Annotated in this window: 15 protein-coding genes and 1 pseudogene; 2 read left to right on the plus strand and 14 right to left on the minus strand. The window is 59.6% G+C overall.

The window, feature by feature from the left end; all coding sequences use genetic code 11:
- Positions 1–30: 30 nt before the first annotated feature.
- The 5 genes and pseudogenes from DKB71_RS24460 to DKB71_RS24480 all read right to left on the minus strand — a co-directional run.
- Positions 31–263 (minus strand): annotated as a pseudogene (locus tag DKB71_RS24460) (type II toxin-antitoxin system HicB family antitoxin); the annotation flags it as partial.
- Positions 264–422: 159 nt separating this feature from the next.
- A complete protein-coding gene (locus tag DKB71_RS24465) occupies positions 423–707 on the minus strand; it encodes a type II toxin-antitoxin system RelE/ParE family toxin (RefSeq protein ID WP_046816214.1) in 285 nt (94 codons plus the stop codon).
- A complete protein-coding gene (locus DKB71_RS24470) occupies positions 697–942 on the minus strand; it encodes a type II toxin-antitoxin system Phd/YefM family antitoxin (protein ID WP_008056440.1) in 246 nt (81 codons plus the stop codon). The genes DKB71_RS24465 and DKB71_RS24470 overlap by 11 nt, the downstream gene beginning before the upstream one ends.
- 445 nt (positions 943–1,387) lie before the next feature.
- The gene (locus DKB71_RS24475) at positions 1,388–1,885 is read right to left on the minus strand and encodes a hypothetical protein (RefSeq protein WP_408597970.1); all 498 of its coding nucleotides are present in this window, start codon (positions 1,883–1,885) and stop codon (positions 1,388–1,390) included.
- Positions 1,886–2,411: 526 nt separating this feature from the next.
- The gene (locus DKB71_RS24480; RefSeq protein ID WP_408597972.1) at positions 2,412–2,774 is read right to left on the minus strand and encodes a DUF6124 family protein; all 363 of its coding nucleotides are present in this window, start codon (positions 2,772–2,774) and stop codon (positions 2,412–2,414) included.
- 99 nt (positions 2,775–2,873) lie between these two features.
- Here DKB71_RS24480 and DKB71_RS24485 point away from each other — a divergent pair, with 99 nt between their 5' ends.
- The gene (locus DKB71_RS24485; protein ID WP_408597974.1) at positions 2,874–4,124 is read left to right on the plus strand and encodes an IS256 family transposase; all 1,251 of its coding nucleotides are present in this window, start codon (positions 2,874–2,876) and stop codon (positions 4,122–4,124) included.
- 483 nt (positions 4,125–4,607) lie between these two features.
- The gene (gene dusA, locus DKB71_RS24490; protein ID WP_408597976.1) at positions 4,608–5,603 is read left to right on the plus strand and encodes a tRNA dihydrouridine(20/20a) synthase DusA; all 996 of its coding nucleotides are present in this window, start codon (positions 4,608–4,610) and stop codon (positions 5,601–5,603) included.
- A 13-nt stretch (positions 5,604–5,616) separates the two neighbouring features.
- On the opposite strand, the gene DKB71_RS24495 is transcribed toward dusA, so the two are convergent.
- From DKB71_RS24495 to DKB71_RS24535, 9 genes are all read right to left on the minus strand, one after another.
- Positions 5,617–6,930, minus strand: a complete 1,314-nt coding sequence (locus tag DKB71_RS24495) for a sensor histidine kinase (RefSeq protein WP_408597978.1) — start codon at positions 6,928–6,930, stop codon at positions 5,617–5,619.
- Complete coding sequence (locus DKB71_RS24500) at positions 6,927–7,595, minus strand: response regulator transcription factor (protein ID WP_274073201.1); 669 nt, start codon at positions 7,593–7,595, stop codon at positions 6,927–6,929. Before DKB71_RS24500 ends, DKB71_RS24495 begins: the two co-directional genes overlap by 4 nt.
- Positions 7,596–7,598: 3 nt before the next feature.
- Positions 7,599–7,922, minus strand: coding sequence for a PepSY domain-containing protein (locus tag DKB71_RS24505; protein WP_408597981.1), 324 nt, complete (start codon positions 7,920–7,922; stop codon positions 7,599–7,601).
- Positions 7,922–8,230, minus strand: a complete 309-nt coding sequence (locus DKB71_RS24510) for a PepSY domain-containing protein (protein ID WP_274073199.1) — start codon at positions 8,228–8,230, stop codon at positions 7,922–7,924. The genes DKB71_RS24505 and DKB71_RS24510 overlap by 1 nt, the downstream gene beginning before the upstream one ends.
- Positions 8,231–8,317: 87 nt before the next feature.
- Positions 8,318–9,481 carry a putative zinc-binding metallopeptidase gene (locus tag DKB71_RS24515; RefSeq protein WP_408597983.1) on the minus strand — a complete coding sequence of 388 codons (1,164 nt, stop codon included), beginning with the start codon at positions 9,479–9,481 and terminating at the stop codon, positions 8,318–8,320.
- Between the two features lie 178 nt (positions 9,482–9,659).
- Positions 9,660–12,017, minus strand: coding sequence for an NAD-dependent DNA ligase LigA (ligA, locus tag DKB71_RS24520; protein WP_408597985.1), 2,358 nt, complete (start codon positions 12,015–12,017; stop codon positions 9,660–9,662).
- A 167-nt stretch (positions 12,018–12,184) separates the two neighbouring features.
- Positions 12,185–13,039 (minus strand): cell division protein ZipA, encoded by an 855-nt coding sequence (gene zipA / locus DKB71_RS24525; protein WP_274073196.1) that lies wholly within the window; start codon positions 13,037–13,039, stop codon positions 12,185–12,187.
- Positions 13,040–13,294: 255 nt separating this feature from the next.
- Positions 13,295–16,783, minus strand: coding sequence for a chromosome segregation protein SMC (gene smc / locus DKB71_RS24530; RefSeq protein WP_408597988.1), 3,489 nt, complete (start codon positions 16,781–16,783; stop codon positions 13,295–13,297).
- A 2-nt stretch (positions 16,784–16,785) separates the two neighbouring features.
- Positions 16,786–17,445 (minus strand): GntR family transcriptional regulator, encoded by a 660-nt coding sequence (locus tag DKB71_RS24535; RefSeq protein WP_274073194.1) that lies wholly within the window; start codon positions 17,443–17,445, stop codon positions 16,786–16,788.
- Between the last annotated feature and the right edge of the window lie 154 nt (positions 17,446–17,599).

Below are 17,599 nucleotides of genomic sequence, written 5' to 3' on the forward strand. Positions count from 1 at the left end.
GGTTTCTCCGCTCGTATTCATCGAGCTCTGTGCCAGGCGCAAGCTCAGGTTGCCCGAGTAGGTTTCTGCAGTGCGCGTCCGAGTTTCGCGCAGGTCTCCAGGTAATCGGTGACGGCCTCTTCAAATGCGGCTCGGAGCTCACTGACCGACTCGCCATGAAAACCCACGACATCCTTGATATCCACGATGTGCCCAACAAACAGGCCGTCTTCGTCACTGTAGTCAATGCGGGCGGCGTAGCCGTTGCAGTTCATCATATTCACGGGGTAACTCCTGCCTGGTCAAGGAAAGCCCGGGCGTCACACAAGATTCAGATTTTTGCAGGTCGGTGACCAGAATATCGAGGTGAGTCTCGATGCAGTTGTAGGCAAAGTCCGGGAATCATGTAGGGAGGTTACGTTTGCTGAACCTACCGCAGCCGCTCAACGAGGCTTCTTCGCACGCTCATACACCGCACTACGCTCCCGCTTCCCTACTGCTACCACCGAAACCACGACGCGCGCTTCAATAACCTCATATACCAACCTGTACCCGGACGATTTCAATTTGATCTTGTAGCAGTCCGGCATCCCGTGCAGCGCATCCGCTGGCACTCTGGGGTTCTCCAATCGTTCGGCGAGCTTTTTTTTGAGTTGGTCGCGCAAGGTATGGCCCAATTTGTCCCACTCCTTGCGTGCCGAAGGCAGGAATTCGAGCTTATAAGTCATCCAGTTCTACCGGCACGGGCGTTTCGTGGCGGCGGGCGCGGACCAGCTCCGCCAGATCCAGATCGTCCAGTCGCTCCATCATGGCTTCGAAGACATCGGCTGGGACCATGTAGCCCATGACCCGATTATGGTTGAGGACGGCGACCGGGCTGCCATGGGCGCCACTCAGTACTGCCGAAGGATTTTTCTTCAATTCAGATACGCTGACGGCAATATCGGCCAATACGCTTTGCATGATTAAGACTCCAAATTAGGTCTTTATACTGGTCTAAATTGTCATTTTCAGCAACCTCTCCGTCGTCCCTTTGCGTTCTCCGGCCCGCTTTTCTTGTTCCCCTCCCAGAGGTCAACTTCACTCACCTACGTCCTTCTGTTTTATCACCGTTCACTTTCGGTCGTGCCTTCATACATGAGTTATTAAAGCCAGCGCCCCATAAATACATCGAGTCTCGGATGTTAAATTTCGCCCAAGACGAAATTTATGCAGCCCATGGCAACCCGTTGGCGCGATCACCGAACCTTTGCGATTGGGGAGAACCAACTCATTTTTAGAATCAACGTGGACCATTTTCGAAAAGCTTAACGCTAACAATTTCATCCCCCATCCGTTTATTAACCTGGGCAAGTCTGAATTGGATGGGCTTCCCCGCATCAGTCCTTTGCAACGGAGAAGCTACCTGTTAGGTGATATTATAATCACGATCACCAATAGCTACTACATTTCCCGAACTGTTACGTTGATCGTAAGAAAGTCTAAAGAGTCCTGTCGTAGCTACCCCTGCCTTTGAAAGCTCATCCTGTATTTTATCGAGCCAAATTTCACACATATATTGACCGTATCTGGAGTCAATATAGGACTCTAACAAAGGAGCACCTAACGTGATCACGCTCGCTGGCGATGCCGGAGTCACGCGACAGGCGTTAATATCTACCGAAATTAAAGTGGTGGCCTCGGTGAGATAAAGATTCAAAGTATCACCAACTCTGGTCGACCTCATCAGAGGAAAATATATACTATTATGATCAGAATTCAGAGCTCCTGAATACATAAACACCGGTCCTGGGGCCCGAGTGACAGCACCGACGTACGGCGCGCCAATAATAGATGCTTTAGTTATGAATGATGTATTCGGAAATGGTGGGACAGGCGGAGCAGGCGGAACAGGTGTAATATTCATATTAAACTCCCTTACCTTACGAATTAACCAGCATAAAGTTGATTAGCCTAATAAAAAAACCATGAAACACTTACCTTCCTTGCACCAGTGATTTATGACAGACATTGAAACTTTTTTTCGATCACCTACTTTTCCAATCGAACAAAAATCCAAGCAACCTACGCCTTGAAATGGTAACAAACTTATTTTTCAAGCATGCACGCATCATTTAACTCGCCAAAACAAACCTGCCCCCTTTCCGTTACCAAGAAAAAATCTATCAAACACTCACTTTCCTCGCACCTGTGATTTATGACAGGTATTTAAATCTTTTCGCGATTACCTCTTTGTCCAACCGCACCAAAACAACTAAGGCACCAAGAGGGGGAGAAGGGGGTGGGTAAGTGATGGGAAAGAACCAGCACAATGGATCAGTTTATTTTTGTTAGAACACCATTGGCGTAAGAATGAGCCTTTACACCAATGGTGCTTTACAACTATTACGCAGCCGACCGGGGGCATGCCCCCCTCGCCCCAGGAAACGTGGCTACTCAGGTAGGTCGAGTCGATCCAACGCCCGATTCACCGCCAGCTTACCCAACATGATGACTTGCGCAATGCCTAACAGTGAATTGCGCCTGGGTCCCTCCATATGATCGGCCAGATCCATCGTCATGACATTGGCCGACGCCAGCGACTCACAAGCATGGGCCAGCAGGGTTTCGGTATCGAGCTCTGGGTTGACGATGAACATGGTGCTGATTGTGCGGGGGATGTCCATGATGGGGACGTCCGGCTTCAGGTGATAGTCGAGGGCGCGCTCGGCGGCGTCGTGGAGTTTTTTTGAATCGAGGGTTTCGTACGGGGATGCCGGGTCGGTGTCCGGCGGGTTGGGTGTGACCTTGAACATGGATGGAACTCCGATGCTATTTAACAGGAGCCATGAGGGTGTACTGAGGTTTGTGTAAACGGTCATTAGGCGCACACTGCCTACCCCAAGGAGTTTCAAATGACCGAGCCTAAGCGCACCAAGCGAGTCAAACCCGATCCTGAGTTGGTAAAACTGGCCGATAGCCTGTTGGCCAATTACCGAAAGCCAGAGGATCTGATCGGCGAAAACGGTCTGCTCAAACAGCTCACCAAGATGCTCGTCGAACGGGCCCTGGAAGCTGAAATGACCGAACACCTGGGTCATGACAAAAGCGCAGCGGTGACCAATGCCGAAGGAAATGCACGCAACGGCCATAGCGGCAAGACGCTCAAGGGCGACTTTGGCGAGCTACCGCTGGAGATTCCCCGTGACCGCCAGGGCATGTTCGAGCCTCAGCTGATATCCAAGCACCAGACGCGCTGGACCGGCTTTGATGACAAGGTGATTTCACTGTACGCCCGTGGCATGACTGTTCGGGAAATCCAAGGGCACCTGGAGGAAATGTACGGCACTGAGGTCTCTCCAAGCCTCATCTCGGCGATTACCGATGCGGTCAGTGAGGAGGTCAAGGTCTGGCAGTCGCGCCCTCTGGATGAGCTCTATCCGATCCTCTACCTCGACTGCATACACGTCAAAGTGCGTGATAGCGGCGCGGTCAGAACCAAAGCGGTTTACCTGGCCATTGGCGTCAACATGGACGGCCACAAAGAGGTGTTAGGGCTGTGGATCGCGCAGACGGAAGGTGCCAAGTTCTGGCTGCAAGTCGTTACAGAGCTTAGAACCCGCGGGGTAAAAGACATTTTCATTGCCTGTGTAGATGGGCTCAAGGGCTTCCCTGAAGCCATCGAAGTGGTCTATCCGCAAGCTTCGGTTCAACTGTGCATCGTGCACATGGTTCGCAATAGCTTGAAGTTTGTATCGTGGAAATATCAGCGTGAAGCGGCTGCTGATCTCAAGCTTATCTACCGGTCAACAACCGTCGAGATGGCCGAGCAGAAGCTGACCGATTTCGAGGCCAAATGGGATGATCGATACCCTCTGATCAGCCAATCCTGGCGCAAGAACTGGGCGAGGGTCATACCGTTGTTCGATTACCCGCCTGAGATACGGACGGTGATTTACACCACCAACGCCATCGAATCGATCAACATGAGCTTGCGCAAAGTCACTAAAAGCAGAGCCTCATTCCCGACAGACGATGCGGTCATGAAGCTCTTTTATCTCGCGCTGAACAACATCAGCAAGAAGTGGACAATGCCAATCAGAGACTGGGCGGGAGCGTTAAACAGGTTCAGTATCCAGTTCGAAGACAGGCTTGTGCAGGATTAACAGCAACGCCGTTTACACAAAATCCCGTACACCCCCGGAGCCATCACCACCTCGCTACCAAACGAAGGGTGGCGACCATACGAAGGTTGGTAGACCGGGCATCGTAACCGGCGCTCCCGAAGGAGCCCTGCGCATGGCCACCATAAAAACACCGCCCTAACATTGGACAGTAAAAGGTGACGCAAGGCGTCGATGCTACGGGCCTACCAAACCCGATCACTGGTTTTTTCAGTGACCGGCAAACGATAGAACCCATGCCCTGGACGCACAAGCCGGCGGATTCTGTCTCAGCTGTAGGCAACGACGCAAGGTGTTGTAGTCAGTGCGAAGTTTCACTGAGTGTTTTTAAACACGCGCTCTACATCCGTTGAAAACATAACCAATTACGGCGTTTCCGATGGCTGTGGAAGGCGCAAGACTCACCAAACCCCCAATCCTGATAAACTCCCCCACCTTCCCAGCCTCACCGATTCCAGATCCCCCATGTCCGTATCCAACGCCACACCCGCCCCGCTCTCCCGCCGTTTCTCCGTCGCCCCGATGATGGACTGGACCGACCGTCACTGCCGTTTCTTCCTGCGCCTGCTCTCCAAGCACGCGCTGCTCTACACCGAAATGGTCACCACCGGTGCGCTGCTCAACGGCGATCACGAGCGGTTCCTGCGGCACAACGAGGCCGAGCATCCGTTGGCGTTGCAGTTGGGTGGCAGTGTGCCGCTGGACTTGGCGGCCTGTGCGCGGATGGCGCAGGAGCATGGGTACGATGAGGTGAATTTGAATGTGGGCTGCCCCAGTGATCGGGTGCAGAACAATATGATCGGCGCGTGCCTGATGGGGCATCCGCAGTTGGTGGCCGATTGTGTGAAGGCGATGCGTGATGCGGTGTCGATTCCGGTGACGGTGAAACATCGGATCGGGATCAATGGGCGGGACAGCTATGAAGAGCTGTGCGATTTCGTTGGCACGGTGCGTGATGCCGGTTGCACCAGTTTTACCGTGCATGCGCGGATTGCGATTCTGGAGGGGTTGTCGCCGAAGGAGAATCGCGATATTCCGCCGCTGCGTTATGACGTGGCTGCGCGGTTGAAGGCGGACTTCCCTGAGCTGGAGATTATTCTCAACGGCGGGATCAAGAGCCTGGAAGCCTGTCACGAGCATTTGCAGACGTTCGACGGGGTGATGCTCGGGCGTGAGGCTTATCACAATCCCTATGTGATGGCCGAGGTGGATCAGCAGTTGTTTGGCAGCACCGCGCCGGTGATCACACGCGCCGAGGCGTTGGCGCAGTTGCGACCTTATATCGCTGCGCACCTGGAAGCCGGTGGCGCGATGCACCATATCACTCGCCATGTGCTGGGGCTGGGTACCGGGTTTCCGGGGGCGCGCAAGTTTCGTCAGTTGCTGTCGGTGGATATCCACAAGGCGAAGGATCCGCTGGGCTTGCTGGATCAGGCGGCCGGGTTGCTCGAGGGGCGTTGATCGCCCCGTTGTTTCAGCGTTTGGGCAAGTCGATGGTCACTTTCAAGCCGCCCCACTCGCTTTCTTGCAGCAGTAGCTGCCCTCCCCAGCTGTCGACGATGTCGCGCACGATGCCCAGGCCCAGGCCATGGCCGTCGGTCTGTTCATCCAGGCGGGTGCCGCGGCTGATTACCTGATCGCGCTGGTCCTGGGGAATGCCCGGGCCGTCGTCTTCCACGTTTAATTCGTAGGCTTGTGCGGTTTCGACCACGCTTAGGCGAACTTCGGCGTCCGCCCATTTGCAGGCGTTGTCCAGCAGGTTGCCGAGCAGTTCCAGCAGGTCTTCGCGGTCCCAGGGCAATTGCAGGCCGCTGGGTGCGACATAGCTAAGGTGCAGGTGTTCGCCGTGGATCATGTTCAGGGTGGCGAGCAATCCCGGCAGTTCGGCGTCGCAATCGAACAAGGCCCCGGGCAATGCGTCGCCGGCCAGGCGGGCGCGGTTGAGTTCGCGATTGAGTCGCAGGCGGACCTGTTCCAGCTGGTCCTTGAGGACCTGACGCAGTTGCGGGTGGGCGTCGAGTTGCTCGCTGGAGGCCAGGCTCAACAACACCGCCAGCGGGGTTTTCAGGGCGTGGCCGAGGTTGCCCAGGGCATTGCGGGAGCGCTTGAGACTGTCTTCGGTGTGGGCCAGCAGATGGTTGATCTGGGTCACCAGCGGTTCCAGTTCGATGGGCACCTGATCGTCGAGTTGCGAGCGCTGGCCCTGTTGCAGTTGCGCGATCTGTTCCCGGGCCTTTTCCAATGGGCGCAAGGCGCGGCGCACGGTGAGCCGTTGCAGCAGCAGGATCAGCAGCAGGCCCGCCAGCCCCAGGCCGAGGCCAATCTGTTGCATGCGCTGGAAGCTCTCGCGCACCGGGGTGTAGTCCTGGGCCACGCTGATGGAAATTGACTGGCCGAGGCGCCGATAGTCCGAGCGCAGCACCAGCAGCTGTTGGCCTTCCGGGCCCAGTTGCAGGTTGCTCTCCAGGCCCGGCCGTTCGAGGCGTGGCAATTCCTGGTCCCAGAGTGAACGGGAGCGCCAGTGGCTGTCAGCAAAATCGATGCGGAAATAGTGGCCGGAAAACGGCCGCTGATACGCCGGCGACAGCAGCCGCTCATCCAGTTGCAAACCCTGGGGGCCGCGCACCAGCGCCACCAGCAGGTTTTCGCTGTCGTTGCGCAAGCCGGCTTCGAGGTAGCGCTGCAATCCCACTTCGAACAGCCACAGGCTGGTTTGTGCCAACACCAGGCCGACGATCACCATCACGCTGATCAGGCCCAGGCTCAAACGGCGCTGGATCGATCTCACCGGGCTTGCCCACCCAGCAGGTAACCCTGGCCGCGACGGGTTTCGATCACGTCGCGTCCGAGTTTGCGCCGCAGGTGGTTGACGTGGACTTCCAGCACGTTCGAATCGCGCTCGGTTTCACCGTCGTAGAGGTGTTCGGCCAGGTGGCTTTTGGAGAGGATCTGTTCCGGGTGCAGCATGAAGTAACGCAACAGGCGAAACTCGGCGGCGGTGAGCTGGATGTCGGCGCCATCGCGGGTGACGCACTGGCGCCCCTCATCCAGTTGCAGGCCGGCGGCCTTCAGGGTCGGTTGATTGACCTGGCCGTGGGAGCGGCGCAACAGGGCCTGGATGCGCAGGTGCAGTTCTTCGGGGTGGAAAGGTTTGGTCAGGTAGTCGTCGGCGCCGGCCTTGAGGCCTTCGATGCGCTCGGCCCAGGAACCGCGGGCGGTGAGGATCAGCACCGGCGTCGCCAGGCCGGCGGCGCGCCACTGGGTCAACACGTCTAGCCCGGGCAGCCCCGGCAGGCCGAGGTCGAGGATGATCAGGTCGTAGGGTTCGGTGCTACCCTGGTGCACCGCGTCGCGGCCGTCGGCCAGCCAGTCCACGGCATAACCTTGGCGATTGAGGCCGGCCACCAGTTCGTCGGCCAGCGGCACGTGGTCTTCCACCAGGAGCAAACGCATGGGTCAATCTTCCTTGTCTTTGAGTAAATGGCCGGTGGTGGCATCGATGTCCAGTTCGCGGACCACACCCTCGGTGGTCAGCAATTCGACTTCATAAATGTAGACGTCGTGTTTCTCTTCGAGCTCGGCCTCCAGCAGCTTGGCCCCCGGATAACGATCCAGCGCTTTTTGCAGAAGCTGCTCGAGCGGCAGGATCACGCCCTGTTGGCGCAGGCGCAGGGCCTCGTCCTGGTCGAGGTCGCGGGCCATGACCACCGAGCAGAAAACCAGCAGCGCCAGCGCCAGGCGGCCGCTGGCGCGTCGAGGGGAAAAGGAATGCAGCGTCATTACGTGTCCTGATGATCCTTGAGAATCTGCCCGCTGACCGCGTCCAGCTCCAGGTCCCACTCGATGCCCTGCGGATCGCGCAGTTCAACCTGGTAGATGTACTTGCCGTACTCTTCTTCCAGTTCGGTTTCGGTGACGGTGGAGCCGGGATGCTTGGCCAGCGCCGTGGCATTGAGCTTCTCGAAAGACACAATGGTACCAGCGTCGCGCAGCCTCAGGGCTTCATCGGGGCCGAGGTCGCGCGCCTGGGCGAGGTTGGCGGTCAGGCCGATGAGGGATGCGGCGAACAGGGCAGTAAAGGATTTCATGGGTGTCTCCGTATTTTTTATGTGTTGCCTACGGGGGCCACCTTAGCGAAACCAACTTAATTGAAACTGAATTGCCATCATGCGCGACTATTGTGCCAGCACCTCGTCGGCCCTGCCGCCTTCGCGCTGGATCACCAGGTGGATGAAGTGCAGCTTGGCGATCACCGCGGGCGGCAGCACGAAGGGGTAGAAATCCGGCTGGCCCATGCTGCGCGACAGCTCGTTGAGCATGCCGGCCAGTTCGATCCAGGCGTTGACGAACGACAGGAAGGCGGCGCCGCCGGGGTGCTGCGGATCGTACAGGGTGCTGGAGGGAAACGGCTGGTAGTCGAAGTCCATTTCCCGCGCGCTCATGCCAAAGCCGAGCGCGGTGTCGACGGCGTCCATCATGTGCAGATAGTGAGCCCAGGTTTCGGCCCAGTCTTCCCACGGATGCATGGTGGCGTAGGCGCTGACGTACTGCTGCTGCCAGTCGAGCGGCGCCCCTTGCTGGTAATGCCGTTCCAGGGCATCGGCGTAGCTGGCGCGTTCATCGCCGAACAGGTCGCGAAAGGGTTGCAGCCAATCGCTGTTGGCAATCAGGCGGTCCCAATAATAATGCCCGACTTCGTGACGGAAATGCCCGAGCAAGGTGCGATAGGGTTCGTGCATCTGCACCCGCACCTGTTCGCGGTGGGCGTCGTCGGCTTCCTTGATGTCGAGGGTGATCAGGCCGTTGGCGTGGCCGGTGGTGGGTGCCTTGCCTTCGAGGTCGACGCCGATGACGTCGAAGGCCAGGCCGGTTTCTTCGTCCTGGGTTTTCGGGATGACTTGCAACCCGAGGCTGAGCAACTGCGCGATCAGGCGGCGCTTGGCGGTTTCCACCTTGCGCCAGCGCTCGTGGTTTTCGGCGATGGATAAATCGGGGATGGTACGGTTCAGGCTGCAGGCGATGCACAGGGCATCTTGGTCGTTGGCTGGCAGCAGCCAGTTGCAGGCGGCTGGGGAATCGAGGTTGGCGCAGCGACGGAATACGCCGGCTGCGGGATCGGCATCGAGTAGCCAGGTGTCGGGCTGCTCGCCCGGTTGTAGCGAGGACAGGCGACTCTGCTCGGGTTGGTAACCCAGGGCTGCGGAACAGGCCAGGCACTGGCTGTTGCGAAAGAACAGCGACTGGCCGCAACGACAGGGCCAGATTTTGCTGTTGCGCGAGCTTTCGCCCATGAAGGGGGCGGCGATGCGCGAGCTGAGCTGTTCGAAGAAGCGGTACATGAGCGATCTCTCCCTGGGGCTTGCCAAGACTAGATCATTGCTGGGGGGTGATCGTTCCCCCGCTTTGCGGGGGTGAATCAAAAGATCGCAGCCTGCGGCAGCTCCCACAGGGGACGGCGGCGTTTGCGCGATCCTTGTAGGAGCTGCCGCAGGCTGCGATCTTTTGATCTTGAGGGCGTCAGACCGTGATGTTGTGCCCTTTCAGGAACTCGACGAATGCTTCTTCATCCAGCACCTTTAGCCCGAGCTCATTGGCCTTGGTCAACTTCGACCCCGCGCCAGGCCCTGCGACCACGCAGTGGGTCTTGGCCGATACGGAGCCGGCCACTTTGGCGCCGAGGCTTTCGAGTTTGTCCTTGGCCACATCGCGGCTCATCAGTTCCAGCGAACCGGTGAGCACCCAGGTCTGTCCGGCCAGTGGCAGGCCTTCGACGACTTTCTTCTCGCTCTGCCAGTGCATGCCGAAATCGGCCAGTTGTTTCTCGGCGTCCTCAGCCAGTTGGCGATTGGCCTCAAGGGCGAAAAACTCGCGAACGGAGTTGGCCTGTTTCTCGGGCAAAGCCTGACGCATGTCCAGCCAATCGGCGCTGATCACCGCTTGCAGCGAACCGAACTTGTCGGCCAGTTTCTGCGCCCCGCCCGGCCCTACCGAAGGGATGTGCAGCTTGTCGAGGAAACCGCCCAGGGTGGTGCTGGCGGCGAACTCGGCGCCCAGCTCGCCCTGGTCCTGAATCTGCAAGCCGTGCTTGAGCAGTTCGTCGATCACCTGCTGGTTGTGCGCGTCTTCGAAGAAGCTGTGAATTTCGTGGGCCACTTCCAGGCCGACGTCCGGCAGGTAGGTCAGCACTTGCGGCAAGGCCTTCTGCACCCGCTCCAGCGAACCCAGGGAACGCGCCAGCACCTTGGCCGTCTCTTCGCCGACATCGGGAATCCCCAGGGCGTAGATGAAGCGGGCCAGGCTCGGCTTCTTGCTGTCGGCGATGGCGCTAAGCAGCTTGTTGCTCGACAGTTCGGCAAAACCTTCCAGATCGACGATGTCTTCGAACTTCAGGGCGTACAGGTCGGCCGGCGAACTCACCAGGCCTTCATCGACCAACTGCTCGACGCTCTTGTCGCCCAGGCCTTCGATGTCCATGGCCCGGCGCGAGACGAAGTGAATGATCGCCTGCTTGAGCTGCGCACCGCAGGCCAGGCGCCCGACGCAGCGATACACCGCGCCTTCGCTGACGGTCTCGCGGCCCTTGCTGCGCTTGACCAGTTGCGTACGTTCGACGTGGGAGCCGCACACCGGGCATTGCTCTGGAATCTGTACTGGCCGGGCGTTTTCCGGGCGGCGCTCGGTGACCACTTGCACCACTTGCGGAATCACGTCGCCGGCGCGGCGGATGATCACCGTGTCGCCGATCATCAGGCCCAGGCGCGCCACTTCGTCCATGTTGTGCAGCGTCGCGTTGGCCACGGTGACACCGGCGACCTTGACCGGCTTCAAGCGCGCCACCGGCGTCACCGCACCGGTGCGACCGACCTGGAACTCGACGTCGAGCAATTCGGTGAGTTCTTCCATGGCCGGGAATTTATGGGCGATGGCCCAGCGCGGTTCGCGGGCGCGGAAGCCCAGTTCCCGCTGGGAGGCGATGCTGTTGACCTTGAACACCACGCCGTCGATTTCATAGGGCAGCGCGTTGCGGCGTTCGCCGATGTCGCGGTAGTAGTCCAGGCATTCGTCGATGCCGTTCGCCAGTTTCAGCTCGTGGCTGATGGGCATGCCCCAAACCTTGAGCTGCTGCAGATTGCCGATGTGGGTATCGGCGATGTCCGCGGACACCTGGCCGATGCCGTAGCAGCAGAATTCCAGCGGACGGTTGGCGGTGATCTTCGAGTCCAGCTGGCGCAAGCTGCCGGCCGCGGCGTTGCGCGGGTTGGCGAAGGTCTTGCCACCGACTTCCAGTTGCGTGGCATTGAGCCGCTCGAAACCGGCCTTGGACATGAACACTTCGCCGCGCACTTCCAGGGTCGCCGGCCAGCCGCTGCCGTGCAGCTTGAGCGGGATGTTGCGCACGGTGCGCACGTTGACGCTGATGTCTTCACCGGTGGTGCCGTCGCCGCGCGTAGCCCCGCGTACCAGCATGCCGTCCTGATAGAGCAGGCTGACCGCCAGGCCATCGAGCTTGGGTTCGCAGCTGTATTCCACCGCCGCGCCAGCGCCGAACAGATCACCGGCCGGCAGGTCCAGGCCTTCGGTCACCCGACGGTCGAACTCGCGCATGTCGGTTTCTTCGAAGGCGTTGCCCAGGCTGAGCATCGGCACTTCGTGGCGCACCTGGGTGAACGCCGACAGCGCGGCGCTGCCGACCCGCTGGGTGGGCGAGTCGCGGGTGACCAGGTCGGGATTGGCTGCTTCGAGGGCCTTGAGCTCGTTGAACAACCGATCGTACTCGGCGTCCGGGATGCTCGGCTCGTCCAGCACGTGGTAGCGATAGTTGTGCAGGTCCAGCTCGGCGCGTAGCTCTAGAATGCGGTCTTGGGCGGCAGTCATGGGTGTTCTCTCATAAAGCAAAAGAGCAGCCGAGGCTGCTCAATTTGTTGATGCTGTACAAATCATTGTAGGAGTCCGGCTTGCCGGCGAAGGCGTATTTGAGATCGCCATCGCCAGCAAGCCGGCTCCTACAGGGTGTGGAGGTGGATATCCACACGGTGCAAATATCAGCGTTTTTGGGTCAGTGCGCGACGTTCGAATTCAACGATGCGCTGACGGTAGTGCTCGATCGTCTGGGCGGTCAGTACGCTGCGCTGGTCGTCCTTCAGTTCGCCGTTCAACTCTTGCGACAATTTACGCGCCGCCGCCACCATCACGTCGAAGGCCTGCTTCGGATGACGCGGGCCTGGCAAGCCGAGGAAGAAGCTCACCGCCGGGGTGCTGAAGTGGTCGATGTCGTCCAGGTCGAACACGCCCGGCTTGACCGCGTTGGCCATGGAGAACAGCACTTCGCCATTGCCGGCCATGCTTTCGTGGCGGTGGAAGATGTCCATTTCGCCAAAACGCAGGCCGCTTTCGAGAATGTTCTGCAGCAGCGCCGGGCCTTTGAAGCCGGCTGGGTCGCGGCAGATCACGCTGATGACCAGCACTTCCTCGGCTTGCGGCTGTTCCTTGTCGCTGACCGCTGGCGCAGGCTTGGTGTCATCCGGGAAATCGTCGTCACGGCTGCTGAAGCTCGGGCCGCCGTCCAGGTCCAGGCTGAGGTTCATGTCGCCCTGGGAAGGTTCGCCATGGCCACGCTTGCCGCGCTTGGAGCCCGAATCGCGGGAGTCCCGGGCCGGCATGCTCACCGACGGCAGGTCGTGCTCGTCCAATTGCGGTTCCTTGTGCGTATCCAGCACGCGGGACGGGCCCAACACCTCGGGGCTGGCGTCCTCTTCGGGCAGGTTGGACAGGCTCCGGTCGAGACGGAATTTCAGTTTTCCCTTGCCGCCGCGCATACGGCGCCAGCCATCAAAAAGAATACCGGCAATGACAATAATGCCGATGACGATCAGCCACTCGCGCAGACCGATTTCCATGTAATCCCGTGCCTCTATAAAAAATGCTGAAAAATAAGGGGCTTACATTCTGTAAACCGCTTTAAAACGTGGCGCCAACTCTATGTTCTGACAGGCGTTTTACCCACGTATACGAAAAATTGACATTAAACTAGCACGACCAAAGGCAACTTTACACCGTCTGGCACGTTGGTCCCGCGAATATGTCGATTGGCCAGCAAGTCGGCATGGCAAATTGAGTCCCACTGTAAAAAAATCCCCCCTGAAAGCCACGCCTCAGGCATCCACCATCGCCATGGCCTCCTCGACATCCACCGCCACCAGACGCGAGCAACCCGGTTCGTGCATCGTCACCCCCATCAATTGCTCGGCCATTTCCATGGCGATCTTGTTGTGGGTGATGTAGATGAACTGCACCGTCTGCGACATCTCCTTGACCAGTCGCGCATAACGTCCAACGTTAGCGTCATCCAATGGCGCGTCCACTTCATCGAGCATGCAGAACGGCGCCGGGTTCAACTTGAAGATCGCAAAAACCAGGGCCAATGCGGTCAGGGCTTTTTCGCCACCGGAGAGCAAATGGATGGTGCTGTTCTTCTTTCCGGGCGGCTGCGCCATGATCGTCACCCCTGTATCGAGTAGATCTTCGCCCGTCAGTTCCAAATACGCGCGGCCTCCACCGAAAACTTTTGGGAAAAGTGCCTGTAAACCGCCATTGATCTGATCAAAGGTATCTTTGAAACGGTTTCGGGTTTCCTTGTCGATCTTGCGAATCACGTTTTCGAGCGTGTCGAGGGCTTCGACCAGATCGTCGTTCTGGGCGTCCAGATAACGTTTACGCTCCGATTGTTGCTGGTACTCATCGATGGCCGCGAGGTTGATTGCGCCCAGGCGCTGGATCCGCGCGGCGATGCGCTCGAGCTCTTCCTCGGCGGCTTTCTCGCTGGCCTCGGCGGTCAGGGTGGCCAGCACGCCGTGCAGGTCGTAACCGTCTTCGAGCAACTGGTCCTGCAATGCCTTGCGCCGCACGGTCAGGGCCTGCCATTCCATGCGCTGGGTTTCCAGCTGGCTGCGAATCAGCTGGGACTGTTGTTCGGCCTGGTTGCGGCGCTTCTCAGCCTCACGCAGTTCGCGGTCGGCATCCTCCAAGGCGATCTGCGCGGTCTTGAGCTCTTCGTCGACGGTCATGCGCTTGTCGAGCAGTTCTTCGAGTTTCAGGCGCAACTCTTCCAGCGGCGCCTCGCCCTCCTCCAGATTCAGACTCAACTGTTCGCGCTTTTCCGTCAGGCGTTCGGCCTGCATTTCCAGGCGCTCCAGGGCCTGGCGCGTGGAATCGTGCTGGGCCTTGAGCGAGCCCAGGCGCACCGCCAGTTGGTGGGCGTGATCCTTGTGCTGGCGGGCCTCCTGGCGCACCCGGTCAAGGCGTTCGCGCAAGCTGTCGCGCTGGGCCAGCAGCAGCTCGCGCTGCTCGGTGTCCAGGGCCATGGCGTCGAGGGCTTCCTGCAATTGCAGGCGCGCTTCACCGATGCTTTCGTGCTCCAGGGCGCGCTGCTCGCCCAGTTCCTCGATTTCTTCGTCAAGACGGGTGCGCCGCAGGGCCAACTGCTCGGCCTTGGCTTTGCCGGCCGACAGCTGGGCCTTCAACTCGCCTTGCTGACGGGCTTCGTCCTGCAGCAAACGACGCAAGTGTTCGCGACCGTTTTCCTGCTGACGCTGTTGCGCCCGCAGGTTTTGCAATTCGGTTTCCAGGGACTCGACCGCCGCTTCGCGCTCTTCGCGCTCCAGGCCCAGTTTCTGGATTTCCTGGCCACGGGCGAGCATGCCGCTTTCCGCTTCACTGGCACGGCGCACTCGCAGAAAGTGCCGACCGACCCAGTATCCATCGCGGCTGATCAGGCTCTGGCCGGCGGCCAACTGACCACGCAAAGCCAAGGCCTCTTCGAGGCTGTCGACCGGTTTGACCTGCCCCAGCCATGGCGACAGATCGATCTGCGCCTCGACCTTGTCGAGCAAACTGCCAGGCACTCGCTGGCCATCGCTGGCCGGGCTGAGCAGGCGCAGATCGCCCTGGGCAAAGCTGGAAAGGTCGAAGTCGTTGAAGTCATCCACCAGCACCGCTTGCAGGTCGGCGCCGAGAACGGTTTCCACCGCCAGTTCCCAACCTGCTTCAACCTTCAGCCCTTCGGCCAGGCGCGGGCGATCCGCCAGATGCTGCTCGCGCAGCCACTCGGCGGTGCCGGTGCCCGGATCGAGCGCGGCTTGCTGCAGGGCTTCGAGCGAAGCCAGGCGACCATTGAGCCGCTGCAGATCGCCCTGGGCCTGTTGCTGTGCCGTCAGCGCGTGCTGCAGTTGCTGACGCAGTTGCTCGAGCTTTTCGACCTGAGCTTCTTCACTGGTCTGCAAATCCTCGAGGGTCGCCTCGGATTCAGCGAGCTGCTCGCTAAGCTGCATGATCGCTGCATCTTCCGGATCCGCCGAGAGCAAAGCGCGCTCTTCGCCGAGGCGTTTCTGCCGATCGGCCAGGCGCTCCAGGCTGGTTTCCAGTTGCTGGATGCGCGACTGCTGGACTTCCGACTGGCGCCGCGGCTCGGCAGCGCTCAGGTTGAAGGTGTCCCACTGCTCCTGCCAGCCATGCATGGTGGTTTCGGATTCTTCCAGCGCAGCGGCGGCCTCTTCGGCGGCGGCGCTGGTGACTTCCTGCTCCGGCGTGAGCATGTCCAGTTCTTCGCCGAGAGTCAGCAGCAGCGTGCGGTCGTGACCAAGGTGCGACTCGGTCTCCAGGCGCGCGCGCTCGGCTTCTTTCAGATCGTCCTGCAACTGACGCAAGCGCTGCTGACCGTGCTGGATGCTCTGTTCGACCCGGGCTATGTCGCCGCCGACCGAATAGAAGCGCCCCTGCACCAGATTGAAGCGCTCGGAGAGGTCGTGATGGCCGTCGCGCAAACGTTCGATACTGGCATCGGCATTACGCTGTTCGGCCACCAGGGCTTCGAAACTGATTTCCTGGGTGCCAATGATCGCTTCGCGCTGGCCGACCTGTTCGTTCAGGTCCTGCCAGCGCAGGGCCGACAGTTGCGCCTTGAGCTGACGCTCTTCGCCTTTGAGTTCCTGATACTTCTTGGCCGCTTCAGCCTGGCGGTGCAGGCGTTCAAGCTGACGTTCCAGCTCTTCGCGCAAGTCGGTCAGGCGCTCGAGGTTTTCGTGGGTGCGGCGGATGCGGTTTTCGGTTTCGCGCCGACGCTCCTTGTACTTGGAGATCCCCGCCGCTTCTTCGATGAAGTTGCGCAGGTCTTCAGGCTTGGACTCGATCAGCTTGGAGATCATCCCCTGCTCGATGATCGAGTAGCTGCGCGGGCCGAGGCCGGTGCCGAGGAAGATATCGGTAATGTCACGGCGCCGGCATTTGGTGCCGTTGAGGTAATAGGTGGTCTGGCTGTCGCGGGTGACTTTGCGGCGGATGGAAATTTCCGCATAGGCGGCGTATTCACCGAGCAAGGTGCCATCGGTGTTATCGAACACCAGCTCGATGCTCGCCTGGCTCACCGGTTTACGGCTGGTCGAACCGTTGAAGATGACGTCGGTCATCGACTCGCCGCGCAGGTTCTTCGCCGAACTTTCGCCCATCACCCAGCGCACGGCGTCGATGATGTTCGACTTGCCGCAACCATTGGGCCCGACCACCGCCGCCATGTTGCTGGGGAAGTTCACCGTGGTCGGGTCGACGAAGGATTTGAACCCCGCCAGCTTGATGCACTTTAGCCGCACGCTTATGCGTCCGTCAGGGCAGAGATCACCAGATCGCAGCTGCGCTGGCCGTAAGCGGTCAGCACTTCGCGGATCTGTGCAAAGTCACGGGCGATCACGGCGGCGAGCAGGCGCTCGAACAAGGCCAGGTATTCGCTCATCGAGGCCTTGCGCTGGTCCAGGGCGAGGAAATACGCACGGCTCATGGCCGGCTGCAGGTTTTCGACGGTTTCCTGCAGGTACGGGTTGTTGGCGAACGGATAGGTGGCGCGCATCACATTGAAACTGTCGTCGACGAAGCTATGGATGTCCTGGCGTTCGAAGCTGGCCGTCAGGCGCTGCTGGATTTGCAGGAATGGCGCCAGGTCGGCCTGGACTTTCCAGCCGTTGGCCACGGCGTTGGCCAGCAGGATGTACATCTCGCTCATCAGCGTGCACAGGCTCTTGACCTTGTGCGCGGTGAGCTCGGTGACGTGGGCGCCCCGGCGCGGCAGGATGGCGATCAGGTGCCGGCGCTCGAGAATCAGCAAGGCCTCGCGAACCGAGCCGCGGCTGACGTCGAGTGCCTGGGTGACCTTCTGTTCCTGGATGCGCTCCCCGGGCTTCATCTCGCCGCGAATGATGCGTTCGGCGAGGTGATGCGCGATTTGCTCGGCGAGGCTGTCCGGCGCCTTGAACGTCATGGTTGTCCTTCAAACTCTTCGATTTGCACAAGCGGCGCAGTGTAGCGCAATTGATACGTCATGGCGCAGGGCCTGCCCGGTGGTTTTGGCACGATTCAAGCAAAAAGCAAGGTATTGATCGAGGGTCAATACTGAAGAAAACAGGCGTTAATCG

It is taken from the genome of Pseudomonas sp. PLMAX (assembly GCF_046042685.1).
GTDB classification, from domain to species: domain Bacteria; phylum Pseudomonadota; class Gammaproteobacteria; order Pseudomonadales; family Pseudomonadaceae; genus Aquipseudomonas; species Aquipseudomonas putida_AE.

Bases quoted from the DNA above. Each gene is read 5' to 3' on its own strand.
- DKB71_RS24515 (WP_408597983.1), bottom strand. From the start codon at position 9,481: ATGTACCGCTTCTTCGAACAGCTCAGCTCGCGCATCGCCGCCCCCTTC.
- DKB71_RS24470 (WP_008056440.1), bottom strand. From the start codon at position 942: ATGCAAAGCGTATTGGCCGATATTGCCGTCAGCGTATCTGAATTGAAG.
- DKB71_RS24500 (WP_274073201.1), bottom strand. From the start codon at position 7,595: ATGCGTTTGCTCCTGGTGGAAGACCACGTGCCGCTGGCCGACGAACTG.
- DKB71_RS24510 (WP_274073199.1), bottom strand. From the start codon at position 8,230: ATGAAATCCTTTACTGCCCTGTTCGCCGCATCCCTCATCGGCCTGACC.
- ligA (WP_408597985.1), bottom strand. From the start codon at position 12,017: ATGACTGCCGCCCAAGACCGCATTCTAGAGCTACGCGCCGAGCTGGAC.
- DKB71_RS24480 (WP_408597972.1), bottom strand. From the start codon at position 2,774: ATGTTCAAGGTCACACCCAACCCGCCGGACACCGACCCGGCATCCCCG.
- DKB71_RS24475 (WP_408597970.1), bottom strand. From the start codon at position 1,885: ATGAATATTACACCTGTTCCGCCTGCTCCGCCTGTCCCACCATTTCCG.
- DKB71_RS24505 (WP_408597981.1), bottom strand. From the start codon at position 7,922: ATGACGCTGCATTCCTTTTCCCCTCGACGCGCCAGCGGCCGCCTGGCG.
- DKB71_RS24465 (WP_046816214.1), bottom strand. From the start codon at position 707: ATGACTTATAAGCTCGAATTCCTGCCTTCGGCACGCAAGGAGTGGGAC.
- zipA (WP_274073196.1), bottom strand. From the start codon at position 13,039: ATGGAAATCGGTCTGCGCGAGTGGCTGATCGTCATCGGCATTATTGTC.
- DKB71_RS24535 (WP_274073194.1), bottom strand. From the start codon at position 17,445: ATGACGTTCAAGGCGCCGGACAGCCTCGCCGAGCAAATCGCGCATCAC.
- DKB71_RS24485 (WP_408597974.1), top strand. From the start codon at position 2,874: ATGACCGAGCCTAAGCGCACCAAGCGAGTCAAACCCGATCCTGAGTTG.
- dusA (WP_408597976.1), top strand. From the start codon at position 4,608: ATGTCCGTATCCAACGCCACACCCGCCCCGCTCTCCCGCCGTTTCTCC.